This window comes from Paraburkholderia hospita (genome assembly GCF_002902965.1).
Lineage (GTDB): Bacteria > Pseudomonadota > Gammaproteobacteria > Burkholderiales > Burkholderiaceae > Paraburkholderia > Paraburkholderia hospita.
Window position 1 is genome coordinate 2,021,710 of the sequence record NZ_CP026106.1, and the last position, 25,284, is coordinate 2,046,993.

The 25,284-nt window shown below is 63.7% G+C and carries 22 protein-coding genes; 14 read left to right on the top strand and 8 right to left on the bottom strand.

Annotation, left to right across the window (positions count from 1 at the left end; translation table 11 throughout):
* On the top strand, positions 1 to 1,104 hold the full coding sequence (locus tag C2L64_RS27395; protein WP_007588692.1) for a TAXI family TRAP transporter solute-binding subunit: 1,104 nt from the start codon (positions 1 to 3) through the stop codon (positions 1,102 to 1,104).
* Between the two features lie 83 nt (positions 1,105 to 1,187).
* Here C2L64_RS27395 and C2L64_RS27400 read toward each other — a convergent pair whose 3' ends face one another.
* The 3 genes from C2L64_RS27400 to C2L64_RS27410 all read right to left on the bottom strand — a co-directional run bounded on the left by C2L64_RS27400 (position 1,188) and on the right by C2L64_RS27410 (position 5,405).
* Positions 1,188 to 2,618, bottom strand: coding sequence for an efflux transporter outer membrane subunit (locus tag C2L64_RS27400; protein WP_039901522.1), 1,431 nt, complete (start codon positions 2,616 to 2,618; stop codon positions 1,188 to 1,190).
* A 101-nt stretch (positions 2,619 to 2,719) separates the two neighbouring features.
* On the bottom strand, positions 2,720 to 4,288 hold the full coding sequence (locus tag C2L64_RS27405) for an MDR family MFS transporter (protein ID WP_090838510.1): 1,569 nt from the start codon (positions 4,286 to 4,288) through the stop codon (positions 2,720 to 2,722).
* Positions 4,281 to 5,405, bottom strand: coding sequence for an HlyD family secretion protein (locus C2L64_RS27410; RefSeq protein WP_086908484.1), 1,125 nt, complete (start codon positions 5,403 to 5,405; stop codon positions 4,281 to 4,283). The genes C2L64_RS27405 and C2L64_RS27410 overlap by 8 nt, the downstream gene beginning before the upstream one ends.
* A 178-nt stretch (positions 5,406 to 5,583) precedes the next feature.
* Between C2L64_RS27410 and C2L64_RS27415 the strand changes: the two genes are divergently transcribed.
* The gene (locus C2L64_RS27415) at positions 5,584 to 6,318 is read left to right on the top strand and encodes a CerR family C-terminal domain-containing protein (RefSeq protein WP_007580229.1); all 735 of its coding nucleotides are present in this window, start codon (positions 5,584 to 5,586) and stop codon (positions 6,316 to 6,318) included.
* Positions 6,319 to 6,599: 281 nt separating this feature from the next.
* Positions 6,600 to 6,797 (top strand): hypothetical protein, encoded by a 198-nt coding sequence (locus C2L64_RS27420; RefSeq protein WP_007580230.1) that lies wholly within the window; start codon positions 6,600 to 6,602, stop codon positions 6,795 to 6,797.
* A 47-nt stretch (positions 6,798 to 6,844) separates the two neighbouring features.
* Here the strand turns inward: C2L64_RS27420 and C2L64_RS27425 are convergent, their stop codons facing one another.
* The gene (locus C2L64_RS27425; protein WP_007580232.1) at positions 6,845 to 7,399 is read right to left on the bottom strand and encodes an acyl-CoA thioesterase; all 555 of its coding nucleotides are present in this window, start codon (positions 7,397 to 7,399) and stop codon (positions 6,845 to 6,847) included.
* Between the two features lie 131 nt (positions 7,400 to 7,530).
* Entirely contained in the window at positions 7,531 to 8,634 is a 1,104-nt protein-coding gene (locus C2L64_RS27430; protein WP_007580234.1) for an aromatic acid exporter family protein, read from the bottom strand.
* A gap of 74 nt (positions 8,635 to 8,708) precedes the next feature.
* On the opposite strand from C2L64_RS27430, the gene C2L64_RS53425 reads away from it, so the two are divergent.
* Together C2L64_RS53425 and C2L64_RS27435 are read left to right on the top strand one after the other, a co-directional pair.
* Positions 8,709 to 8,882 (top strand): hypothetical protein, encoded by a 174-nt coding sequence (locus C2L64_RS53425; RefSeq protein ID WP_176133896.1) that lies wholly within the window; start codon positions 8,709 to 8,711, stop codon positions 8,880 to 8,882.
* 71 nt (positions 8,883 to 8,953) lie between these two features.
* Positions 8,954 to 9,520, top strand: coding sequence for a GNAT family N-acetyltransferase (locus C2L64_RS27435; RefSeq protein ID WP_007580238.1), 567 nt, complete (start codon positions 8,954 to 8,956; stop codon positions 9,518 to 9,520).
* A 106-nt stretch (positions 9,521 to 9,626) separates the two neighbouring features.
* Here the strand turns inward: C2L64_RS27435 and C2L64_RS27440 are convergent, their stop codons facing one another.
* Positions 9,627 to 10,181: a putative glycolipid-binding domain-containing protein gene (locus tag C2L64_RS27440; RefSeq protein ID WP_007580240.1), complete on the bottom strand. Its 555-nt coding sequence runs from the start codon at positions 10,179 to 10,181 to the stop codon at positions 9,627 to 9,629.
* A gap of 248 nt (positions 10,182 to 10,429) precedes the next feature.
* Between C2L64_RS27440 and C2L64_RS27445 the strand changes: the two genes are divergently transcribed.
* The 7 genes from C2L64_RS27445 (at position 10,430) to C2L64_RS27470 (ending at position 17,655) form a co-directional block, all read left to right on the top strand.
* The gene (locus tag C2L64_RS27445) at positions 10,430 to 11,389 is read left to right on the top strand and encodes an urea transporter (RefSeq protein WP_007580241.1); all 960 of its coding nucleotides are present in this window, start codon (positions 10,430 to 10,432) and stop codon (positions 11,387 to 11,389) included.
* A gap of 23 nt (positions 11,390 to 11,412) precedes the next feature.
* Positions 11,413 to 12,192 (top strand): class II aldolase/adducin family protein, encoded by a 780-nt coding sequence (locus C2L64_RS27450; protein WP_007580243.1) that lies wholly within the window; start codon positions 11,413 to 11,415, stop codon positions 12,190 to 12,192.
* Positions 12,193 to 12,216: 24 nt separating this feature from the next.
* Positions 12,217 to 12,405: a 4-oxalocrotonate tautomerase gene (locus tag C2L64_RS27455; protein ID WP_007580245.1), complete on the top strand. Its 189-nt coding sequence runs from the start codon at positions 12,217 to 12,219 to the stop codon at positions 12,403 to 12,405.
* Positions 12,406 to 13,662: 1,257 nt separating this feature from the next.
* Positions 13,663 to 15,069 (top strand): cytochrome ubiquinol oxidase subunit I, encoded by a 1,407-nt coding sequence (locus C2L64_RS27460; protein WP_007589437.1) that lies wholly within the window; start codon positions 13,663 to 13,665, stop codon positions 15,067 to 15,069.
* Positions 15,070 to 15,103: 34 nt separating this feature from the next.
* Positions 15,104 to 16,105 carry a cytochrome d ubiquinol oxidase subunit II gene (gene cydB, locus C2L64_RS27465; RefSeq protein WP_007589439.1) on the top strand — a complete coding sequence of 334 codons (1,002 nt, stop codon included), beginning with the start codon at positions 15,104 to 15,106 and terminating at the stop codon, positions 16,103 to 16,105.
* On the top strand, positions 16,083 to 16,250 hold the full coding sequence (locus tag C2L64_RS54210) for a hypothetical protein (protein WP_165489522.1): 168 nt from the start codon (positions 16,083 to 16,085) through the stop codon (positions 16,248 to 16,250). The genes cydB and C2L64_RS54210 overlap by 23 nt, the downstream gene beginning before the upstream one ends.
* A gap of 649 nt (positions 16,251 to 16,899) precedes the next feature.
* Positions 16,900 to 17,655, top strand: coding sequence for a response regulator transcription factor (locus C2L64_RS27470; RefSeq protein WP_007589443.1), 756 nt, complete (start codon positions 16,900 to 16,902; stop codon positions 17,653 to 17,655).
* A 78-nt stretch (positions 17,656 to 17,733) separates the two neighbouring features.
* Here the strand turns inward: C2L64_RS27470 and C2L64_RS27475 are convergent, their stop codons facing one another.
* Together C2L64_RS27475 and C2L64_RS27480 are read right to left on the bottom strand one after the other, a co-directional pair.
* On the bottom strand, positions 17,734 to 18,051 hold the full coding sequence (locus C2L64_RS27475; protein ID WP_007589451.1) for a hypothetical protein: 318 nt from the start codon (positions 18,049 to 18,051) through the stop codon (positions 17,734 to 17,736).
* Between the two features lie 343 nt (positions 18,052 to 18,394).
* Positions 18,395 to 20,224 carry an ATP-binding response regulator gene (locus C2L64_RS27480; RefSeq protein WP_007589453.1) on the bottom strand — a complete coding sequence of 610 codons (1,830 nt, stop codon included), beginning with the start codon at positions 20,222 to 20,224 and terminating at the stop codon, positions 18,395 to 18,397.
* 448 nt (positions 20,225 to 20,672) lie between these two features.
* Between C2L64_RS27480 and C2L64_RS27485 the strand changes: the two genes are divergently transcribed.
* Positions 20,673 to 21,482: a hypothetical protein gene (locus tag C2L64_RS27485; protein WP_007589456.1), complete on the top strand. Its 810-nt coding sequence runs from the start codon at positions 20,673 to 20,675 to the stop codon at positions 21,480 to 21,482.
* A gap of 357 nt (positions 21,483 to 21,839) precedes the next feature.
* Positions 21,840 to 25,238 (top strand): alpha/beta fold hydrolase, encoded by a 3,399-nt coding sequence (locus tag C2L64_RS27490; RefSeq protein WP_007589457.1) that lies wholly within the window; start codon positions 21,840 to 21,842, stop codon positions 25,236 to 25,238.
* The last annotated feature ends 46 nt before the right edge of the window (positions 25,239 to 25,284 follow it).

A 25,284-nucleotide genomic window follows, 5' to 3' on the forward strand; every position in this document is an offset into this window, starting at 1 on the left:
ATGCTCAAAAAAATGCTGACGGGATTGACGGGACTGGTGTGCTTGATGATCGCGTCGTTGGCCGTCGCGGCCGGGGTCAGCGCGCACTACAAGATCGTCACCGGACAGGAGCGCGGCACGTACATCCAGATCGGCGCCGATCTCGCGAAGTATGTCGCGCAGCCCGCGGGCATCGACCTCGAAGTGATGCCGTCGAAAGGCTCCGCGGAGAACGTGCAGCGTATGCGTTTCGAGCCGGGCGTGAAGCTTGCGCTCGTGCAATCGGATGTGTATCAGGCGTATATCGACATGGCCAATTCCGGCAATGCCGACGCGGGCACGACGATCCGCCCGCTGCGGCTCATCATGCCGCTCTACAACGAGGAGATCTATTTCGTCGTGCGCGACGACTCGTCGATGAAAACGATCAACGAGATCAAGGACAAGGTCATCAGCATCGGTCCAATCGGCAGCGGCACGGCGCAATCGTCGACCACGCTCTACCACCTGATGTTCAATCAGCCGATTCCCGAGCAGAACGTCCAGAGTCTTTCCAACGAAGACGCGATTGCCGCGCTCGTCGTGAAGAAGATCGACGTGGCCGTGATCGTCGCGGGACAACCGGCCAAGCTCTTCACCGATATGAATCCCGATCTGCTCGCGCAGATCCGCATCTTGCGCGCCGATCCCAACGCGTCCGAAACCACGCGCGCCAGGGAAACGTATTTCCCGGCGACGATCCGCCAGAGCAGCTATCCGAACTGGCTGAAGGACGACGTGCCGACGCTCACCGTGAAAGCCTTTCTCGTCACCTATGACTACGGCCTGCGCGACACGGTGAGCAACCTGAACCGCTTCGCCGATTCACTGTGCGAGAACTTCGACGTGTTGCAGGAAAAGGGCCATCCGAAGTGGAAGCAGGTAAAGCTCGAACTGCCGCCGCTCACGAAAGGCTGGCAATACTATCCGCCTATCGAGCGGCATTTGCGCTCGTGCATTGCGCGCCGGGCGTCGATGCCGGCGGGCGGCGCGACGGCGGCAGTGCAGCAGCAACCTGCCGCGCCGAAAGTGAACAAACGGCCGTGCTCCGATCAGGAGCGTCTGCTGCTGTTGTGCGGAAAGTGAAATCGCGTTGATGCGACGAGCACAAAAAAACGCCACCGCGCATAGCACGCAGTGGCGTTTTTTCTTTTCGTCCTCTCGCACGACTACTGAGCAGACGCGGTACCTTCCCAGCCAAGCCCCAGACTCTTCTGCAACGCGACGTAGTCCTTGATCAGTTGCGCGTCGCTTTGCACGCGATTCTGCTCGGCTGTATAGCGCGTGCGTTCCGTGTCGATCCAGTCGAGCGCCGTCGCCGTGCCCGCACGATAGCGCTGCTCGGTCAAGGTCGCTGCGCGCGTCGCGGACCCTTCGACCGTGCGCAGGCTGACCACGTTCTCGCGCTCATGCCCGTAACGCGACAGCGCGACATCGGCATCGCGCAGCGCGCCGAGCACGGTGCTTTCGTACTTCGCCTGCGCTTCGTCGAACGACGCACGCGCCTGATCGACTTTCGCTTTCGTGCGGCCGAAGTCGAAAGCGTTCCATTGCAGATACGGTACCCCGAGCCACGTGAGGTTGTCCTTGCGCACCAGATGGCCCGGGTCCGCGGCGCTGAAGCTCAGGCTACCGAACAGCGTGACTTTCGGAAACCAGTCCGCTTCGCGTTCGCCGATCTGCGCGCTCTGTGACGCGAGCCGCCGCTCGGCCGCGCGCACATCGGGACGCCGCCGCAGCAATTGCGCCGGGTCGCCGACGGCAACCGTCTGCGGCAACGCGGGCAGCGGCGCGGGTTGATTCAGCATGTCATCGAGCGCGCCCGGCTCGCGGCCCGTCAGAAGCGCGAGTTCGTCGAGCGATTCGGCGATCTGCGCATCGAGGGGAATGAGCGCGTTGCGCGTGTTCTCGACTTGCGTGCGCACGCGTTCGACGTCCACTTGCGATGACACGCCGCGCTCGCGCCGCTGCTCGGTCAGCGACAGCACGTGCTCTTCGAGCTCCGCCGATTTGCGCACGATCGCGATGCGCTGCTGCTGATCGCGCAAGCCGACATACGCGCTGCCGATTTCCGCGGCGAGTTGCACGTGCGTATCGGCGAGGTCGGCTTCGGACGCGCCCGCTTCCGCCGACGCCGCTTCGACCGCGCGACGCGTGCCGCCGAACAGATCGAGTTCCCAGCTGGCGTCGAAGCCCGCCAGATACAGCGAGATGGGTCCGCGCCCGCCCGACGAACCGGAACTGCCACCGCTCAGCGACGACAGATCGGGCTCGCGCGTACGCAGATACGCCGCGCTCGCGCCGACTTTCGGCAACGCGTTGCGTTGCTGCTGCGTCAGCCCGGCGCGCGCCTGGCGTACGCGCGCCTGCGCCGCGCGCAGGTCCGGGCTGTTGCCGATCCCCGCTTCGATCAGCGCGGTCAATTGCTGATCGTTAAGCGCGACCCACCACGCGGCGACGCCCGGCGCAGTCGCAACGACGCCGTCGGGCGCACGCTTGAAGCTGCTGGCGTTGGTTGTGGTGGGCGCGCCCTTGTAGTCGGGGCCGACCGTGCAGCCCGCGAGCAGCAACGTCAGTGCAGCCGCGACGGGCGAAAACATCGACGCGAGATGCGAAACGCGACGCGACACGAAACGGGAATCGGAGCGCGCGGCAGCAGCGCCGCGCTGAGCGGCAAAATCAAATGACTTCATCACAGGTTTCAATGTCCGGCCGACGGCGTGCCCGGTGCCGGCTTCTTGAGAAGAAAAGCGAGAGGAATGCACAGCAGCAGCGCGACGGCGAGCACGTAGAACGTCTCTGAAAACGTGATCACGCTCGCCTGCAACTGCATCTGCGCCGCGAGCTGGCCGAGCGCCTGCATCTTCGCGTAGGCCATGTCGCCGTGCTGCGCGAAAAAGCCCGCTGCGCTCTGCGTGACGTGCTCCTGACCGATGAGCGAATTCGCCGTCACCGACTCGCGGATCATGTCGTCGTGAAACGTGTTGCGCCGGTCGATGAACGTGCCGAGCAGTGCGAGCCCGACCGAGCCGCCCAGGTTGCGCGCCATGTTGTAGAGACCCGCGGCATCGCCCGCCTGTTCGCGCGGCACGGCCGCCATCGATGCCTGGTTCAGCGGCATCATCGCGAGCACCTGGCCGACGCCGCGCAGCAGTTGCGACCACGTGAAGTCGTCGCCCGCGCTTTGCGCCGTCAGCGAAATGTCGAGCATGCAACTGCCCGCGAAACACGCAAGGCCCGCCATCACGAGCAGACGCGTATCGACGCGTCCCATCAGGCGCGGCAGCACGGGCATCATCAGAAACGCGGGCAGACCCGACATCAGCATCACCGCGCCCGACTGTTGCGCGTTGTAACCCGCTACGCCGGAGAGAAACTGCGGCAGCAGATACGACACGCAGTACAGCCCCGCGCCGACCGTGAAGACGATGAAGATCACACTCGCATAGCGCGCGTTGGTCAGCAGCTTCAGACGCACGATCGGCTGCTTCGAGACGAACTGCGCCGCGAGCAGCAACACAATGCCAGCAGCCGCGACCACGCTCAACCACACGATCATCGGCGATTCGAACCAGCGCTCGCGCTGCCCTTCTTCGAGCACCACGGTCAGCGAACTCAAACCCGCCGCCATCCCGATGATACCGAGCCAGTCCGCGCGCACGAACTGCTGCCAGTTGGTGCGCGCGTTATCCAGCCCGGCGACGAGCAGCACGACGAGCGCAACGCCCACGGGCAGGTTGAGAAAGAAACACCAGCTCCAGTCGATGTTCTCCGCAAGCCAGCCGCCGACCACAGGCCCGAGCAACGGCCCGAGCAGCACGATCAGTCCGAACATCGTCATGCCGATCGGCATCTGATGACGCGGCAGCCGCGTCGCGACAATGGTCTGCGCGGTCGGAATCATCGCGCCGCCGGCGAACCCCTGGCCGATCCGCCCGACGATCATTTGCGGCAGGCTGTGCGACATCCCGCAGAGAATCGAAAACAGCGTAAAGAGCGTCGCGTTGCCGAGCAGGAAATTGCGCAGCCCGAATACGCGCGTAAGCCACGCGGCGAGCGGAATCATCACGATCTCGGACATCAGATAGCCCGTCGATATCCACGTGCCCTCAGTGCCCGTCGCGCCGATCTGCCCTTGAATCTGCGGCAAGGCGGAGTTCGTGATCGAGATGTCGAGCGTCGCCATCAGCGCGCCGAGCGCGCCCGCGGCCACGGCTATCCAGTCGGCGGCCGTGGCGTTGGCTGGTTTCGCGGCAGTGTGCTCAGCCACGGCCGTTCTCGCGTTCGATGCGCGCTTCGTTGTCGCGCGCGCCGCGCGTGTCCACGTCGACGTTCACCGACAGACCCGGCAGCAGCACCTTGCGCGTTTCCTGCCCGACGTCGAGCCGGATGCGCACGGGCACGCGCTGCACGATCTTCGTGAAGTTGCCCGTCGCGTTCTGCGCGGGCAGCAATGCGAACTGCGAACCCGTGCCCGGCGAGAAGCTGTCGATCTTGCCGTGCAGCTTCGTACCCGGCAACGCATCGACGCGCAGCGTCACGGGCTGCCCGACGCGCATCATGCCGATCTGCGTTTCCTTGAAGTTCGCGACGAGATACACATTCTGCACGGGCACGATCGTCATGAAGCGCGAGCCCGGCTGCGCGTACTGACCGACGCGCACGCTGCGGTCACCGACGCGTCCGTCGATGGGACTCTTGAGCACCGTGTCCTGCGTGTCGAGTTGCGCCTGGCGCGCGCTTGCCTCGGCGGCGGTCAGTTGCGCGCGCGCCTGTTCGATCGCGGCGTGCGTGGTCGCGATCTGGCGTTCGGCGCTTTGCAGCGCGGCGGCATCCGCGGCGCGCGTGGCGCTCGCCTGACGCTGCGTGTTGCGCAACTCGGCGACGCGCTCGCCCGTCTCGGCGCCCGTCGCGGCGAGCGGCTCATAGCGCTTGACCTGATCGGCGGCGTGGGCCTCGTTCGCGCTCGCGCCGTCGAGTTGCGCGCGGGCTTGCGCGATGGCCGCCTGCTGCTGCGAGAGTTCCGCTTCGCCACGCAGGATGTCGGCGCGGCGCGCGGCGATGGTCGCGTTCGCCTGTTCGAGCACCGCGTCGTACTGGCGGCTGTCGAGTCGCACGAGCGGCTGGCCGCGTTTGACAGTCTGGTTGTCGCCGACCAGCACGTCGGCCACGTAGCCCGACACCTTCGGCGCGACGGTCATGCCGTCGGCTTGCAGATACGCGTCGTCAGTGCTTTCGATGAAGCGCCCCACCGTCCACCAGTGCGCGCCCCACGCCATCGCGCCAAGCACGGCGACGCCGCCGATGATGAGAAATACGCCCTTCTTTCTGGACCGTTGCGCGCTCGTGGCGCGCACCGATTCTTCGACGGGCAAAGTGGCTGACATGTTGACCTCAGATAAATTTATACCGATCGTTATAATTATTCCAGTTGATACAATTTAGTCAACAGTATTGTTTTTACGATCCTTACCTTTTACCTTTCCGCTCATCACCTACTCATTTCCTGTCGACTGGGGTTGGCCCTTTAGCGCCTACCCCAGTCCCATGCAAAGCTAAAGCAACGTGACGACACGCACACCGAGACACCGCCCCGCAGCGGAAGGCGGCTATCAGCGCGGCGAAGAGACCCGCGCGAAGATCATCGAAGCGGCGCTGAGCCTGTTCGGCGAACGCGGCTTCGAAGGCGCATCCACGCGCGACATCGCCGAGCATGCGGGCGTCAACGCGCCCGCGCTCGTGTATTACTTCGACAACAAGGAAGGCGTCTATCAGGCCTGCGTCGAATACATCATGGCGAACGTGGCGGACTACTTCGCGGATGCCGTCGAGGCCGCGCAGGCCGTGCTCGACGCGAACCCTTCCGACGACGCACTGATCGACGCGTTTCGCGCGATTCAGGCGCGCGTCGCCAGTTATCTGTTCACGACGGAGACGCCTGCCACCTGGCGCCTGTTCATGGCGCGCGAGCAGGCGGGACTCGGCCCGGCGTTCGCCGCCGAACGCCTGAACGAGCGCATGCGCAAGCCGCTTCTGAGCGTGAGCTCGGAAATCGTCGGGCGCCTGCTGGGAAGGCCTGCTGGAGATCCCGAAACGGTGATCCGGCTGCTGGCGATCAACGGACAGCTCGTGTCCTTTCATCTGACACGCTGCACGGCATTGGCGGCATTGCAGTGGAAGTCGATCGATGGTGAACGGCTGAAGCAGCTCTGCGCGATCATCGATGAGCAGAGCGTCGTGCTGCTGCGCGCGATGATCGAATGGCGCGAGGCGAACAGCAAGCGGCGCAAGAAGAAGTAAGGCGACGTGGCTCGCCTGCGAATGCCTTAACGCTCCTTACAAAGTCAGACAAAGCGTGACGGGCGTCGGCGCGCAGCGAAAACGCGGAACCCTATGCGTGGCGGGCCTTCACGCGACCTTCCACTGCATGTCGAGCACGCCGCGGCTCGAAAACTTCTGTTGATTCTGTAACGAGGCTGTTAAACGCGATTGGCCCAGGATGGGTAAGGTGCGGCTTCGCACTGCGCCGCGCATGCTCGCAGCGGTGCAGCGACACGCACAACTCATTGAAGGAGCAATCGATGCGCAAGCTCGCGATTCTGGCCGTCATGGCCGCATTGACCGTCACGTTGTCCGGATGCTGGTGGGGACCGGGGCCTGGCTGGGGCGGCGGGCCGGGCCACGGTGGTGGGCCCGGCGGCGGTGGTCCTGGCGGCGGACCGGGAGGCGATGGACCGCATGGCGCGGTCGTCGTGCCGCATGCAACGGCACGCGCCTGACCTTGGCTTGGCGCGACGCGCACCTCAGCGAGCGCGTCGCGTGCCGTTCAACCCCGCGCGGACATCTCGCGCGGTGCGGCGGGCGGCGTCATCCCGCCTTCCGCCGCGCTCCACTGCACGATCCAATCGGGCAACGCGGGCGACGCCTGCGTGACGCCCGCCAGCCCGAGCAGCTCGCCCGTCGGCACGGTGCCGCCGCTGCGCTTCAGAAAGCGTGTGCGCACGACGCCCAGCGCAACCTGCACGCCATCGCGGATAAACGCCTGCTCGAGGAACACATGCCGCTCGTCCCAGCCGATCACCCGCGTCGCCACGTCGTAGCGGTCCCATAGCTCCAATGAGCGATGAAAGCGCATCGTCTCCAGCGTGACGACGGGATACCAGCCCTGCTTTTTGATCTGCGGCCATACGCGCGAGCGGATCATCAGGTCGACGCGCGCCAGATCGAGGATCGTGAAGTAGCGGCCGTTCGTCATATGGCGCAGCACGTCGAGATCGTTGGGCCACACGCGAAACGGCGTGACGCAGGTATCGAGCACGTGCAGATGTCCGCGACGCGGACTCAACATGAAAGTGAGGAACAGACGTAACAGCAGGTTCATGACAAAGCTCGCAGAGGCGAGGCTAACGTTGCAAAAGCACGCATGTTAATCGACAGTTCGGTACGCGGGCGGCCCGTGGTATAGAGGGCTTCTTCACATGCCGCTTGTCGATGCGTCTTTTGCGACGCGCCTCACGTCGCAGTCGATGGCTGCGCGGCCGCCAGATGCTGCGTATGCATGTCGCTCAGCCGGCACAGCAGAATGCCGTAACCCGTCAGATGGCCCAGATAGACGCTCGTGAATACGCCGGGCGCGGGCAAGGTATCGACGATGTCGCGCAATGCATCCATCTGCAAGGGCTTCGCTTCGAGCGCCGCGCGTTCGACACGCAGATCGGCCACCAGCGCGAGCTTGCCGTGCGCGTCGAGCAGTCTGGCGAGCCCGGCGAGAAACGCTTCGCGCCAGCGGGGATCGAGCGCTGTGAACTGCTCGTGAAACGTATCGAGCGTCTCCAGGAAGTTGACGAGCGAGTCGAACAGTTCGTGATAACACCAGAACAGCGGCAGCCGGTCGCGATTGCGCTGCAGATGAGGCGACATCCACGCCTGCTCCAGATCGAGCTTGAGCAGGCCGTGCGATTCTTTCAGGTCGGTGCTCGACTTGCGCAACTGGCCGATGATCGTTTTCAGTTGCGCCGAATCGTGCTGGCCCGACGCGAGTTGGCCGAGCGCTTGCAACGCCTGTTCGTTGCCATCGTTGACGAGACGATTCGCCCAGAAGCCGTGATCGGGCGGAAAGACGATCTGCTGGATGATGAAGCCGAGCAGCATGCCCAGCACGACGCCGATCAGGCGCTGTTCGAGCAGCGGAATATGTTCGCCCGTGTAGAGCACGAGCGTCATCGGAATCGTGATGCTCGTCATCTGGAACAGCGACGGCCTCAGGCGCACGATCGCGAAGATCACGAGCGGCAGCAGCAGCGTGCCGAGCAACAGATGCGGCGCCGTGAGCCAGATCACGAGCGTGGCGATCGGCATCGCGACGACGTTCGACATCACACGTCGATAGAAGTAGCCGCGCGCGGCGGAGATCGAGCTGCCGAGCGCGAGCGTGAGCATCGTCGAACTGGCGAGCGCGACGGCCGCTTCAGGATAACCGAGGCTGTAGGGAATCCAGAAGCCGATCCACAGCCCGAGCGCGAGCTTCACGTACTTGGCGTTTTCCGAAAGCGAGAAGCGCGCGAGCGCGCGGTGAAACGGCGTCAGCGGCTTGTGGGCGTACGAAGCGGTCGACATGGTTGCTCCTGCAAGCGGGAAGGCACTCTATGTGTGGCATCGGCATGGCTGGTTCGAATTGTACCGGCGCCTCGATGAACGCTGACGCGCGACAGCCGTTGCTCCTGGATTTACTCACCATCCTGGATTTACTCACCATCCTGGATTTACTCACCATCCTGGATTTACTCACCATCCTGGATTTACTCACCATCCTGGATCGGCTCACCGTCATCGGCTCCCCTGGCGCATACCGCCGCCATTTTTGACCCGCTTCATTTCCTCGCACGCCACAGGCATAGTGAGAGCTTTCCAGCCTCGACACAGTAAGCCCGACACAATGAGCGAGACCTCCCCGGCCGCCGCGCCCGTCATCCGCGACGCCACCGACGCCGACTTCCACTCCATCCAGGCCATCTACGCGCACCACGTTCTGACAGGCGTCGCTTCGTTCGAAGAGACGCCGCCGTCCGTCGACGATTTGCGGCAGCGCCGCGCGGCCGTGCTTTCGCATGGCTTGCCGTATATCGTGGCGATTGTCGACGGCAAGCTCGCGGGGTACGCGTATGCGACGCTCTATCGTCCGCGAATCGCGTATCGCTTTACGATCGAAGACTCGATCTATATCGACGATGCGTACCGTGGCCGCGGCGTCGGGCGCGCGCTGCTCGCGGAACTCATCGAGCGATGCGAACAGGGCCCGTGGCGCCAGATGATCGCCGTCATCGCCGATGGCGGACGCGGCGGCTCGCTGTCGCTGCACCGTAACGCCGGGTTCGAACTGGTCGGCACGTTGAAGGCGGTCGGCTTCAAGCATGGCCGATGGCTCGACTCGACGGTGATGCAGCGCACGCTCGGACAGGGCAGCGAGGCACTGCCCGCCGACGCCGAAACCGCCAGCGACTGAAGCCGCTGCACGCACTGCACCGAAACGTTTGAAGCAGCGCGCCGCGCGAACCGGCGCGCGTCGCGGCCAGCATCGACGCATTCATCGGCGAGCGTGAAGCGTCGCGTCAGACTAGCGGCAACGTGCGCGTGAACATCATCGGATAGTCGATGACGAGTCCGTCCTCGTCCACTTTTAATTCCGCCGCGAAGCCGGTGTCGATGCCTTCGTAGCGATACTCGCTGTCCGGCTCGATGCACGTGTACGCCTGCTCGACGCGCGAGACCTGCAAATCGGGCGTCGAAATGAACACGACGCCAATCGACTCGCGCGCGCCCTTAGCCAGTTGCAGACGGCGGATCGGCAGCGTGTTCGTGAACGGCGTGGCGGCGATGTCGATATCGATGCAGCCCGCCAGCGATGTCAGCACAAGCCCATGCCCATCGCGCCAGTTGCCCTCGCCGTCACCGTGCAATTCGAGTTCGGGGCCGCCCGTCACCTTTAGCCACGCGTGCAGCGTGCGCCATTGCGGATCGCATTTCACGCGGTACATGAGGCCGTACGCGCGGTCATCGCGTTCGCCGACCAGCACGCTTTCGGCGTAAAAGCCGTCGACGCGCGCGTCGAATGCGAGATGCTCGACGCCTTCGCCCTCTTCCGGGGTCCAACGCACTTCACGCATGAATCTGTCTCCTGTATGGGATCGCCGGGAATGACGCGCCCATGGATAACATCGTAACGCGCCACGCGAATTGGTGAGTCGCCCGACCGCGTCGCTCAAATAGCCGCTATCAACGCGCGCGCATGCCACTTGCGCCTCGCCTGCCCTATGCTCGCGTTTCGTCTGCTTCGAATCGAAAGCGCCGCGTGAGTTCCGCCTCGCGCGGCTTTGTCACGTCTTCGTCACGTCAGTTGAAACGGTATTACCCCATGTCCGCCGCGCTCCATGAAGAACCATTCGATGCATTGCGCACGCTGTTGCGCAGCTTCGGCCAGATCGTCCTGCAACGGAACGCGGCGACGGGCGCGTGCGTGCTGGCCGCGTGGCTCGTCAGCGATGCGCGCCTCGCATGCGCCGCGCTGACGGGCGCGATCGCGGCGAACGTCGGCGCCGTGTTGCGCGGCTACGATCCCGCCGATACGCGCGACGGACTGCACGGCTTCAACGGCGCGCTCGCGGGACTCGCCGCGTTCACCTTCATCGCCGACGACGCCACCGCGATGGCCGTTGCGATACTCGCGGCGACGGCGGCTGCATGGCTGCTTGGGCCGTGGACGCGGTTATTGCGCTCGCGCGGCCTTGGCTTTTATTCGAGTCCTTGCCTGCTTGTGACGTGGGCGTGGCTGCCGCTTGTTTATCCGGCGCCGACGCACGTCGCCGCGAGCGACGCGGATTCGTGGTTCGATCCCATGCGCGGCTTGCTGACGGGTGTTGCGCAGACATCGTTTGCGTGCAGCGCGCTGGCGGGCGTGTTGATACTTGGCGGCATTGCACTGTCATCGATGCGCTCCGCGCTGTTTGCGCTCGCAGGCGCGGCGCTCGCGACATCGGCGCACTGGCTGATCGGCGTGGATAGTGCATCGCTCTCGGCGGGCCTGTTAGGATTCAATGGCGCGCTCACCGCGCTCGCTCTGGCCGATTGCGGCGTACTGGGGGCGCTCGCTGGCGTGGGCATATCCGTCGCGATGCAGCAGGCCGCCATTGTGTCGGGCCTGCCGGCGATGACGGCGCCGTTCGTCGTCGCGACGTGGACGATGCGCTTGCTGATGCGCGATACTCGCCGCACAAGCGCTAGCAACCCGAACCGCGCTCCTGATTCCGCGATTGAGATATCTGCGGGCTTAGGGCGTCGAGAGAAAACAACCCGTGCCGTTTCGCCCGAGGGCTGAAGCGGCCAGCAACAGGAGACGTCATGTCGTCGTTCGCTCATACGCCTGCGGGCCGCATTGCGCAGTCGAAGCTCATGTCGGAGGCGGAGCAGCGCACGCGCGTCGATCTCGCGGCCGCGTACCGGCTTGCGGCGCTCAACGGCTGGGACGATCTCGTCTACACGCATATTTCCGCGAGCGTGCCCGACGAGCCCGGTCATTTTCTGATCAATCCGTTCGGCCTCTCGTTCGATGAAGTGTGCGCGTCGAATCTGGTGAAGATCGATATCGCGGGCAACATCGTCGGTGCGAGCGAGCACCCGGTGAACGCGACGGGCTTTGCGTTGCACGCGGCTGTTCACGCGGCGCGCGCCGACGCGTTTTGCGTGATGCATCTGCACAATACGGCGGGCATTGCCGTGTCGCTGCAAAAGGATGGGCTCTTGCCGGGCTCGCAGCATGCGCTGCGTTTTCATGGCTATCTTGCGTATCACGATTACGAGGGCCTTGCGTTCACGCCGGCGGAGGGCGAGCGCCTCGTTGCGGATCTCGCCGACAAGCCGGCGATGCTATTGCGTAATCACGGTACGCTGACGACGGGCCGCACGGTTGCGGAAGCGTATGTGCTGATGGCGACGCTGATCAAGGCTTGCGAGATTCAATTGCTTGCGCAGACGGGCGGTGTTGCGCTGGTGTTGCCATCGGAGGCCGTGGCTGAGCGCACGGCTGAACAGCTTTACGATGGGGGCGCTGTTGAAGGTGCCATTGAATGGCCGGCGTTGTTGCGCAAGCTTGATCGCATCGATGCTTCGTATAAGGGTTGAATTTTTTTCTAAGGGATACGAGACATGCCTACTTTTCATATCGAGCTTTTTGAAGGTCGTACCGTTGAGCAGAAGCGCCAGTTCGTTGAGGCCATCACGAAGGCGACGTGCGAGTCGCTGAATGTCGAGCCGAATTCTGTTGATATTGTGCTTATTGATGTCAAGCGGGAGAACTGGGCTACGGGTGGGAAGCTTTGGTCTGATGTTGGGTAAGGGGTTTTTGTTGTCTGCGACGCTGGGGGGTCCGGTTTGCATTGCGCTGGCATCCGCGGTGTGACTTACCTGGGCACGCGTTTTCCGGGGTGTGCCTGCTTTTTAGCTGGCATCCGCGTTATGGTGTTTGCCGTTCAAGCGTCGCCCCTGTGCGGGGCGGCACCTACTTTTCTTTGCCGCCGCAAAGAAAAGTAGGCAAAAGAAAGCGGCTAACACCGCCAATCCTTGTGTTTGCCTGAGGGCCCCCAAAGGGTCTTACGCTTCACACGGCAACGCACCTGCTCGCGTTCGTTGCCAACGGTCTTGCGGTGCGCATCACCCGCTTCATGCGCCCGCGTTGCAGCGTGCCGTGCCAGATATTCCTCTGCCGCCCAGGTGGCAAACTGTGTGTAGGCCGTAGCACCTCACACGCCTCACTCCGGACCGATAGCGCACGCGTTCCACCATGTACGAGCGCCAGGCTATACGACACGACAACCTACACACAGTTTGCCACCTGGGCGGCGCAAACCATTCGCTGCCGCTAGCTCTTGTTCGGGTGTTTGAAGTGGGTGAGACGATCATTCGAAGCGTTGGCAACGAACGCGAACAGAAATGCTGCCGTGTGAAGCGTAAGACCCTTTGGGGGCCCTCAGGCAGGAAGAAAGATTGGCGGTGTTAGCCGCTTTCTTTTGCCTACTTTTCTTTGCGGCGGCAAAGAAAAGTAGGTGCCGCCCCGCACAGGGGCGACGCGTGAACGGCAAACATCGTAGCGCGGATGCCAGCGAAAACACGAGCAAACCAACCAGCCGCCGTCGCAGACAAAGTAGCTGCCGCGCCGCACAGGTGCAACGCATGAACAGCAATCACCGTGACGCGGATGTCACCACAGAGGCATAAAAGCCAAACGCATCGCGGAGGCCCGCGCAAAACAAATCGGACCACCCAGCGTCGCAGACAAAAACAAAACCCACTGCGACATCTCATCGCACAACCGCGTCGCGCGACATCGACAAACAGCGTGCTGCGACGCGGTCGATTGCCGCACTTCCCTCGCTAGCGCATGCGACCGCCGCGCAAACCAGCAAATCCAAATCCCGATCCAGATCAACCATTTACAGCAAAAAATCACGCCCACAGAACCGCCGATCTGCGCCAAATCGCCACACAAAGCGCCGCAGCAAAACAACCCACATTCCCCTACGCTTGCGGTCATCTGCACGAAACGCAGTGCGCGCCAACACCAGTCGACGCGCGTTGTCACCCGGATTCGGACACATGACCACCGCAATCTCCGCCTTCGACCTGGCCCGCATGCAGTTCGCGTTCACGGTCTCGTTTCACATCATCTTTCCTGCGCTCAGCATCGGGCTCGCCAGCTTCATCGCCGTCCTCGAATGGCGCTGGCTCAAAACCGGTAAGGCCTACTACAAAGATCTTTGTCTGTTCTGGTCGAAGATCTTCGCCGTGGCCTTCGGCATGGGCGTCGTCTCCGGCGTCGTCATGAGCTACGAGTTCGGTACGAACTGGTCGGGCTTCTCGTCGTTCGCCGGCCCCGTCACTGGCCCGCTGCTGATGTACGAGGTGATGACCGCGTTCTTCCTCGAAGCAGGCTTTCTCGGCATCATGCTGTTCGGCTGGCAACGCGTCAGCCCGCGCGCGCACTTCGGCGCGACGCTGATGGTCGCGATCGGCACGTTGATCTCGACGTTCTGGATTCTCGCGTCCAATAGCTGGATGCAGACGCCGCAAGGCTTCGATATCGTCGATAACCACGTCGTCCCCGTCGACTGGTTCAAGATCATCTTCAATCCGTCGTTCCCCTACCGCCTCGCGCACATGGCGATCGCCGCCTTCATCGTCACGGCGCTCGTCGTCGCGGCCGTCGGTGCATGGCATCTGCTCAAGGGACGGCGCGACAACGCAGTCAAAAAGATGTTCTCGATGGCGCTGTGGATGCTGCTGGTCCTCGCGCCCGTTCAGGCCTTCGTCGGCGACGCGCATGGCCTGAACACGCGCGAACACCAGCCCGCGAAGATCGCGGCGATCGAAGGTCTGTGGGACACGGAGAAAGGCGGCACTGCGCTGAACCTGTTCGGCATCCCCGACATGCAGGCGGAAACCACGAAGTACGCCGTGTCGATTCCCCACCTCGGCAGCCTGATCCTCACGCATAGCTGGGACGGCGAAATCCGCGGGTTGAAGAGTTTCCCAAAAGAAGACCGCCCGAATTCGACCGTCGTGTTCTGGAGCTTCCGCGTGATGGCGGGCCTCGGCGTCGCGATGATCGCCTTCGCACTCGCCGCATGGGCGCTGCGCCGGCGCGGCAAGCTGTACGACGCGAAGTGGTTCCACCGCATCGCGATCGCGATGGGACCGACGGGCTTTCTGTCGCTGCTCGCCGGCTGGGTGACGACGGAAGTCGGGCGTCAGCCGTGGGTCGTGTACGGCGTCAAGCGCACCATCGAAGCCGTGTCGCCGCTCTCCGCGCAACAGGTCGGCATTTCGTTGATGGCGTTCGTCGTCATCTACTTTCTCGTGTTCGGCACGGGCATCTACTACATGTTCAAGCTGATGCGCTCCGGCCCAGCGTTGCCCGGCCACACACCGGATGGCATCCCCGACGCGCCCAGGCGCGGCGCGCGCCGCCCGCTATCCACCGTCGACCAGATGATCGACGCCTGATCCAACCTTCCAATCTTCGATAGCCGAGAGAAAAATGGATGTAACCATAGTCTGGGCCGCGATCATCGCACTGGGCCTATTCATATACGTCGTGCTGGACGGTTTCGATTTGGGCATCGGCATCGTGTTTCCGTTCTTCCCCGACGAAAAAGAACGCGACCTGATGATGAACACCGTCGCACCCGTCTGGGACGGCAACGAGACATGGCTCGTGCTCGGCGGCGCAGGCCTGTTCGCGGCGTTTCCCATCGTCTATTCGACAGTGCTTTCCGCGCTCTATCTGCCCCTCGTCTTCATGCTCGTGTGCCTGATTTTCCGCGGCGTGTCGTTCGAAATTCGCGCCAAGGCGAATCGCACGAAGCATCTTTGGGATCTGGCGTTCATCGGCGGCTCGACGGGCGCGGCATTCTTCCAGGGCATCGCGCTCGGCGCGTTTTTGCAAGGCATCCCGGTTGTCGGCGGCAGCTTCGCAGGCGATGCATTCGGCTGGCTCACGCCGTTCTCGCTGCTGACGGGTCTCGGCCTCGTCGTCACGTACGCGCTGCTCGGCTGCTGCTGGCTCGTCGCGAAGACAGAAGGCGATCTGCAACGACGTCTGCATCGCGTCGTGTGGCCGCTGACGATCGTGCTGCTCGGCTTCATCGTCGTCGTCAGCCTGTGGACGCCGCTGCAAGAACCCGAGATCGCGCAACGCTGGTTCGACGCCGGCATCTTCTGGCGCCTGCTGCCGGTGCCGTTCCTCGTCGCAATCTGCACGTTCTTCATGCGCCGCGCGGTGCGCGACCGGCATCACAACACGCCGTTCATGATGGCACTCGGTCTCGTGCTGCTCGGCTATGTCGGGTTGCTCGTGAGCCTGTGGCCGTACGCGATTCCGTCGAGCCTCACGCTCTGGGAAGCGGCCGCTCCGCGTTCGAGCCAGATGTTCACGCTGGTCGGCGCAGCCATCATCATCCCCATCATCATCGGCTATACGACGATGGGCTACTGGGTTTTCCGCGGCAAGGTGCGCCATGGCGACGTCCATTACCACTAAGCCCGCCCGCACCAGATCGCGCCGGGTGCGGCTGCCCGGCTGGCTCTGGTTCGTCGCACTGTGGTGCGGCGGCGTGGGCGGCGCGATGATCGTGGGCTATGCGTTCAAGGCGCTGATGAACGCGACGCTGTTCGCGATTACCTGATCGGCTGACGACAGCCAAACACGCTTGCGCGCATCCGCCGCGCATAACCTGCCGGGCGGCCCGTCGAGGCCGCCCGCTTGCCTTCAAAATCCTTCCGCGAAGCTCGTCTACGTAGCAGGCCGCGAGAGCACCATCCTCCTGGCCTCCGATGCAGTGCCGTACAAACCAGGGAAAACCACACGCGCCCAAACCGCGATGACCGCGCCGGACTTTCCGGCGAGGCCGCAGCGGCTGCGCGAGCGAGACCAGAGCAACTGATAAAACCACGCCGGCGCCGTTGCATTCCAGACGACCGACGCGAACAATGAAGCGCGGCAGCGCGCTGGCCGCAAGGCCGGCGCAGCCGGGCGACAAGCATGACCCATCCGGCGATCCGGCATATGATCGCGGCTTGGGAAGCAAAACAAGCTGTTGCTGCATGGACGGCCCACCGCTGGTCGGGCCGCAGGGAATGCAGCGGGTTGCGATGCGCAGCGGGCGTTCACGCCCGGGTGCGTCGCGGCCTTGCGGACGGAGCGCGCGCAACGGGGAGCGCGCGCTCCGCCCTCGTCCCGACCGACAACATGGCACAACACCGGCAGGGCCGAGCGCCTGCATGGGACGAGAGGAACGCGCTAAAGCGCCAACTCTGGTCCACAGCGGAGACATCATGAAGTTTCTTGTAGCCGACGATCATGAACTGATCCGCCAGGGCGTCAAGGGTCTGCTACGCGGACTCGATCCCGACGCCGTATTCGACGAAGCCGACACCTGGGAAACGCTGGCCGCCGCCGCAAGGCCCGACGCCAACCACGATCTCGCCATCGTCGATCTTCACATGCCAGGCATGACAGGTGCCTCTTCATTGCACGCCCTGCTGAAAGCCAATCCGGCGCTGCCCGTGGTCGTGCTGTCGGCGGAGGAATCGCCGGATGAGATGCGCGCCGTGCTCGCGGCGGGCGCGCTCGGTTTCGTGCCGAAGCGCCAGCCGGCCAGCGTGATGCTCAAGGCAATCGAGCTGGTGCTGTCGGGCGGCGCGTATGTGCCGATGGAAGCGCTCAGCCTGCTCGGCTCACGCAGCGCGGATACAGCGACTGCGACCGCCACGGCGGAAGCCGCTACGGCGAGCGCAACAGCCATCGCCGGGCAGACGACGGCCGCGCCGCCAGAAGCGGCACCCGTTCGCATCGAGGCGTTGCAGCCGCATCAGCAGCATCTGCTGGAGAACCTGTCGCCGCGTCAGCAGGAAATCATGCGGCTCGTGCATCGCGGCTGGACCAACAAGATGATCGCGCGCGATCTCGGCGTCGCCGAAGGCACGATCAAGGTCCATCTTTCGGTGATCTTCCGCGCGCTCGGCGTGCACAACCGCGCGACCGCCATTGCCGTGATCAACGGCTGGCTCGAAGCGGGAAAGACGCTTTGATTGCGAATAAAAAAGAAGGCGACAGAACGTCGCCTTCGGCAGGACCCGGCCTTTGCAGCCGCACTTGATACATGCCCGTCAGAGCATTTCCGTCGCCAGCGTGACGCCTAGCGCAACGCCGCCGACCACGCCGATCGCCCGGCCGAGCAGCATCGCGTTGAGGTCCTCGTCGAGCAGGAACTCGCTGCGGCGCTCGCGCATGACCGTGCGATGCAGCAGCGGCATGGGAAACAGCAACGCGCACGACAGCGCGACAGGCGCGCCCAGGCGCATTGCCATGTTCGCGTGGTGCTCGGCGGGAATGCCGAGATACAACATGCCGACCACGAAAACGGTCGTCAGCAGCGTGCCCGCCAGCACGCCTGCGACGAGCTTGTCGGATGGATGTCCGTTCACTTCTACACCTCATTGAATCGAAAGCCGCGCCGGGCCGATGGGCCGGACGCGAGGGTTGCCGGAAAAAGTTCGCGGCGGCTTTGGGGGCCGCTGTTATCGCGAAACGGCTTATTTCAGCAGCCAGGCATGGCTCCGGTCGATCAGACACTTCTCAAAAAGGCTGATGAGCAGGCAGGGACGAGGTGGCGCAGGCGGCGAACGGAAGCGCAACGGCGCTATGCGGCGCCGCTGCTATTAGGAAATAAATCGTCGATGGTCGCGATGTGGCTCGCGTCATGACGCGAGCCTTTGACGTTAACGGGAAGCCAGACAGAAAAGCCTGGCGTGTCGCCGCCGGAGAGAGTCAGCCGCGGGTCGTCAACGGCTGTTCAGAAGTCACAGATTCCGCGCGGTCACCCGGCTTGTCTGCCACCGCGCCCGGCTGCTGCCATAGCATCTCCAGCGTGCGGCGCAGCCGCGCGGGCGTCACGGGCTTGTGCAACACGGGGATGCCCTGCATCGCCAGCGCCTCCAGTTCGACCGACGCCATATCGCCCGTGATCAGCAGCGTCACCACGCGCTCGCGGCCACGCTTTCGGAGCGCGTCGCGAACCGCGCCGAGCGCCTGCGCGCCCGTCCGGTGGTTCGCCAGCTGATAGTCGCAGAGCACGGCATCGGGCATGAAGCCTTCGTCGATGGCCAGCAGCGCGAGACGCTCGTCGGGCACGCCGCGCACGATACATCCCCAGCGGCCCAGCAGGCTCTGTATGCCTTCGAGGATCGCCGGCTCGTCGTCGATGCACAGCACGTGGCGCCCGAGCGCCGCCCCTCCGCTCGCGACGGAATCGTTCAGCCCGGCGACGATCCGCGCCGGATCGCCCGCCTGCACCGGGAACCGGAACACCGAGCCGCGCCCCGGCGCCGAGCGCAATTGCAGCTGCCCGCCCAGCATCTCGACGAGCCGCTTGACGGTCGGCAGCCCGAGACCATGCCCTTGCCGCGCGTCACGCTGCGGATTGGCGACCTGATAGAACTCTTCGAAGATGCGCCCTTGCTCGGCCCGCGGAATACCGATGCCCGAGTCGCGCACTTCGATATAGCCGCCCTCGCTCCGCCCCGCGCGCCGGAAGCCCATCCAGATCGCGCCGCTTTCCGTATAGCGCACCGCGTTCGACAGCAGGTTGCTCAGGATCCGCTCCAGCAGCACGGGGTCGTCGTGAATCACGGTGTCCGTCGGCGCGATGCGCAGCGCGAGCCCTTTCGCGGCCGCCTGCGGCCAATACTGGTTGCCGACGCGATCGAACAGTTCGGACAGCCGGAAATGCAGCCTGATGACCTGCGTGACGCCGCTTTCGAGCCGCGCCAGGTCGAGCACCTGGTTGAACAGCTGGTTCAGCGCCTCGACATTGTTGGCAATGTTATTGGCCGTCTTCGCGTGCTGCACGGGCGTCGCCGACGTGTCGTTCAGCGACGCCGCGAGCAAGCCGATCGCATGCAGCGGCTGGCGCAGATCGTGACTCGCGGCGGCGAAGAAGCGCGTCTTCGCGAGGCTCGCTTCCTCGGCGACGAGCTTTTGCGCAGCGAGCGATTCGGCGAGCGCCTGCTGATCGACGCGTGCCTGCACGACGCGCTGGAACAGCTTGCGGTAGCTAAGCGCGTAGACGTTGATCGCGCAGAAGAAGAACGCGAGGACGATCGCGAGAATCGTGCGGTCGAACGTGTGGGTGCCGAAGTGCAGCACGATGGCGGGCAGCAGCAGAAACGGGATCGCCGTCACGAAGTTGGCGACGTCGAAACCGTTCGACATGAACACGCCCGCCGCCAGCGTGACGAGCATCACCGTGTGCAGAATGGGGAGATCCGTGTGCGGGCTCTGGAACGCGAACCAGATCGCGAAGCCGGGGGCGCTGTAGAGCAGCGCGCCGCGTGCCGCGTGCAGGTTGATCCACGTGCGCGGCGAGACGGACTCGGCCCAGCGCCGGTTGCACATCCACAGCGCGAGGCTCGCGCAGTTGGCGAAGCCATAGAAGATGAAGCAGGCCGCGAAAAGATGCGGATGCGGGATGTTATTCCAGTAGATCGCCACCAGCACCGCAATCGAGAACCAGTGCGTGAAGAAAGCAATCGGGTCCTGCGCGTACAGCACGCGCACGAGGTCTTCGTCGATCGCGCGCTGGATGGGATCGGCCCGCATCGTGCGGTCTCCTTGTCGGCAGGAGCTGGCGCCTGGGCGCGTCGCTCCCGTCCATTCAATTGATTATTCGGTCGGCGGGAACGAGTACTTTGGATCGCTCCCGTACTGTACGAGATTCGCTGGTCGTTTCGTTTTCTGTCAAACCGCCGCCGATTGCACCAGATTGGGAATAAAACCCGGGCCTCACGCGTCCTATAAAGAGCACCCGGTACAGTCTAAAGATAGTTTACCCGTCTTGCCGGCGGTTTACCCTTCAGCTATCACTTAATCCATATAGGCGGCGCCGCGTGCAAAAAGCATACTGGGTTCAACGATTCAACATTCAAGCGCGGCCAACAGCCTCTGAAGGTTCAGCTTCACGACCTGTTTCATGCCTGTTTGTCGAGGCTCTACTGGCGGCATCCCCCGCTGCCACCGCGCTCCTTGCCCCTTACCGATGGAGGCCTTCATGGGCGCAGTTCCGAGCCAGGTTTTCGCACGCACTCTCGACGAAGCCGTTCTTCCCGACCTGTGGCGCCGCCGCACGCAGCTCACGGACGACGAAATGATGTCGATGTACGATCTCGTGAAGCGCGCGTTGCGCACCTACCACCCGCTCGAATTGCACGCGCTCGGCGAAGACAAGGAAGAGCTCGTGCATCAGTTCATCTATACGAAGGTGCTGCGTCTTGCGCCAAACCACGTCGAATCGAAGGCGACGCCGGAAAGCGCGCCGTCCAACAGCTACGCGATCTGCGCTTACTTCCGCCGCTATCTGATCGACTGCCTGAGGAGCGCGAGCCATCAGCGCAATGTGTCGATGGAAAACGAAGGCATGATGCAGGAGATCGATCTGCGCGCGCAGGCGCTCGAAGATCCCGTCGAAAGCGTGCTGCTGCAATACGGCCTGAGCGAACGCGGCGTGCGCCAGGCCGCGCGCGAGTTCATCGCGTCGCTCGATTCGCCCGAGCGCATCGTGCTCGCGGGCAGCCTCGGCTGGTGCTCGGAAGCGAAAGGCGGTCTGTCGGCGGTGGCCGCGCAGCATCGGGTGCCCTCCTATCACTATCGTGCCGTCAAGCTCGGTGTCACGATGAAGAAGACGGACGACGCCGCGCAGTTTTCCAACACGAAGATTGGCCAGTGGCTGCGCGACGAGCTCGGCATTGCAATTCACGCTGAAAACCGCGAAGCGATCCTCGTCGTGTTCAACCTGCTCGCAGCGGAAGCGACGGAAGCCGCCACCGCGCCCGACGACGAAATGATCGAAGCGGCGGCGTGAGCACCTGACTGAGTGCGCTGCTTGAACCTCAACTCACTTAACGTTTAACAATCGCCGCCTTCGATTCGAATTTGACAATTCGGCTCGCTTATTACGCGTCGCGAACCAGAACGAGCCCGTCTCTACGCTTCATCCTGCGTGCAGTTCGCGCGACCGCTGCCTGATGGCACCCGTCCGCACGAAAGCACTCCACGCCTGCAATCACAGCATTTTTTGAATCACGCGGCTAAACGCGCGTTTTCCCTTTGCATTTCGCTGCGCGACGTCCAGGATAAAGAGGCTGCGAGCGCCAGCCAGCCGTCTATATCGCCAGGGTTCCCCCGCCCCGGCGCACATCCAATATAAAGAGGTGGTCGAATGAACCGCTTGTCCAGCGCCCTTTCGGCGATGAAGGACCATTACGAGGTCGTGGTCGTGGGTTCCGGCTATGGCGGCGCGATTGCCGCGAGCCGCATGGCCCGCGCGAAACGCAGCGTGTGCCTGCTCGAACGTGGCCGCGAGTTCATGGCGGGCGACTTTCCCGCCACGCCGCTCGAAGGTGTCGCGCAAATGCAGTACAACACGGGCGTCGCGCAGATCGGCTCGCCGCTCGCGCTGCTCGAAGTGCACGTGAATCCCGATGTGAACGTGGTGGTCGGCTGTGGACTGGGCGGCACGTCGCTGATCAACGCGAACGTCGCGCTCAAGCCCGACGCGCGCCTGTGGGACGATCCGCGCTGGCCCGCCGCCTTGCGCGCAGACCAGGCGAATCTCGACGTTTGCTACGAGCGCGCCAAAACGATGCTCGGCGCGACGCCCGTTCCCGACGACTACCCCAACCTGCCAAAACTCGATGCGCTTGAGCTGTCGGCGAAACGGCTCGGCATGAGCGACCGCTTCTACCGCCCGCCCATCACGGTGACGTTCAAGGACGGCAAGAACGCGGCGGGCGTCGACCAGCAGCGCTGCATCGGCTGTGGCGACTGCAATTCGGGCTGCAATCACGGCGCGAAGAACTCGACACACATGAACTATCTGCCCGACGCCGCCGCGCATGGCGCGCAGATTTTCACGGGCGCGGCCGTGCATTCGGTGGTGCGCGACAACGCGCGCGGCGTCTGGTGCGTGCGCTATCAACCCGCCGATCTGAAGCGGGAACTGTACGACGCGCCCGAACTGTTCGTGACGGCCGACATCGTGATCCTGTCGGCGGGCACGCTCGGCTCGACGGCGATCCTGCTGCGCTCGCAGGAAGCGGGCTTGCCTGTGTCGAAACAGCTCGGCCAGCACTTCACGGGCAACGGCGACGTGCTCGCGTTCGCGTTCAACACCGACAAGGTGATCAACGGCGTCGGCTGGGGTACGCATCCCGCTGGCGACATTCCACCTGTCGGCCCGTGCATCACAGGCATCATCGACCATCGCAACACGCCCGATGTGAAGGACGGCTTCGTGATCGAGGAAGGATCGGTTGCCGCGCCGATCGGCCTCGGCCTGATGGGCGTGCTCGGCCTCGCGGCGCCTGCCGAAGGCGTCGAAATGCCGGACCCGGCAGGCGACCCGCCGCTCGCGGACGAAGCGCGCATCGCCGAGAGCATTCTGCGCGGCCCGTATCACGGCGCGATGCGCAACACGCAGACCTACCTCGTGATGGCGCACGACGACGAAAGCGGCCAGATCACCGTCGAAAGCGGCCGCCCGCGCGTGAGCTGGCCGAACGCGGGCAAGCAGCCGATCTACGAAACCGTCGAAAAGACGCTGATCGAAGCGACGGGCGCGCTAGGCGGCACGTATGTGCGCAACCCGATTTCCGCCGATCTGTTCCAGAACCGCACCGTCACCGTGCATCCGTTGGGTGGGTGCGGGATGGCGGAGGATGCCGCGCATGGCGTCGTCGATGAGGCGGGCCGCGTGTTTTCCGGCACGGACGGCAACGCGGTGCACGAAGGGCTATACGTGATGGACGGCGCTGTGATGCCGCTCTCGCTCGGCGTGAACCCGTTGCTGACGATCTCGGCGCTGGCCGAGCGCAATTGCGCGCAGCTTGCGCAGTCGCGCGGCTGGAACATCGACTACAACGCGGCGGGCGACACCGCCCCGCCGCCCGCGCTGAAAATCGGCCTGCGCTTCACCGAGACGATGATCGGCACGTACTACACCGGCGACGTCAAGCCCGAAGGCCAGCAAGACGACCGAGCGGAAGGCACGCCCATCAGCTTCACCGTGACCGTCGTCTCCGACGATCTCGACGACATGCTCGCGAACCCGCAGCATCAGGCGCATATGATCGGCACGCTGACCTGCACCGCCTTGTCGCCGCAACCGATGACCGTCAACGACGGCATCTTCAACCTGTTCGTCGTCGACGAAACGAATGTCGAGCGGCGCAACATGAACTACCGGATGACGCTCGACACCGTCGACGGCAAGCATTTCTATCTGACCGGTCAGAAGATCATCACGCACACGTCGCTGACGGAACTGTGGACGCAGACGAACACGCTCTACGCGAAGATCCGCGAATCCGATGCCGACGACGCGCCCGTCATCGGTCACGCGACGCTCATCATCACGCCGGAGAATTTCCTCAAGCAGCAGCGCACGATCGAAGTAACGAATACACCCGATATCGAAACGCGCCTTGCGTATACGCTGAAATTCGGCCGCTTTTTTGCAGGTGTGCTGTACACGGAATACGGTGGCGTCGCGGCGCCCTTGCAATATTTCGATCCCGACGCGCCGCCGCGCGTGCGCCGCGCGTTGCGCGCGCCCGCGCCGCAGATCACCTACTTCAATACCGAGGACGGCAAGACGCTGCGGCTCGCCCGCTATCACGGCGGCGCCAAGGGACCGCTGCTGCTGATTCACGGCTCAGGCGTATCCAGCCGCATCTTCTCGACGGACCTGGTCGGCACGAACCTCGTCGAGTTCCTGTGCGCCGCGCACTACGACGTCTGGCTCGTCGACCTGCGTGTGAGCATCGAACTGCCGAGCGCGACAGAACGCACTACCGCCGATGAAATCGCACGCTACGACATTCCCGCCGCTGTCGCGAAGGTGCGCGAGTTGACAGGTGTCGATGGGATTCAGGTCATCGGGCATTGCCTGGGCGGGCTGGCCTTGAGCATGTCGCTGATGTCGGGACTCAAGGGCGTGCGATCCGCGGTGATGTCGCAGGTGTCGGCGCATCCCGTGCCGGGACTGTTGCAGCGGGTCAAGGCGGGACTGCACACGCCGCAGATTCTTCAGCATCTGGGCATCAAGGATATGACCGCTTATACACAGGACGAGAAATGGCCGCACAACCTGCTCGATGAAGCGCTGAAGTTCTTCCCTGTCGAGCGCGACGAAACGTGCAACAGCGCCGTGTGCCATCGCGCGACGTTCCTGTATGGCCTGCTCTACGAGCACGAGCAACTCGACGAGCAATTGCACGCGAATCTGCAGGAGCTATTCGGCATCCACGATGTCGAGCTATTCAATCAGCTCGCGGCGATGGTGCGCGCGGGGCATGTGGTCGATGCGAACGGGAACGATGTGTATATGCCGAACATCGCAGGCATGAAGCTGCCTATCGCGTTCATTCACGGCTCGGAGAATCTCTGCTATCTGCCGACCAGCACGGAGATGACCTACGATCTTTTAGTAGAAAAGTTCGGGCCGGAGAACTACGAACGACATGTGATCGACGGATATGGACATATCGATTGCGTGTTCGGTAAGCGCGCGGCACTCGATGTGTTTCCGACGATCGTCAGGTATCTGGATGCGCATTGAGCGCAGATGACGGTTCGTCATGGATGCTGCGGCATTCATGACGAAC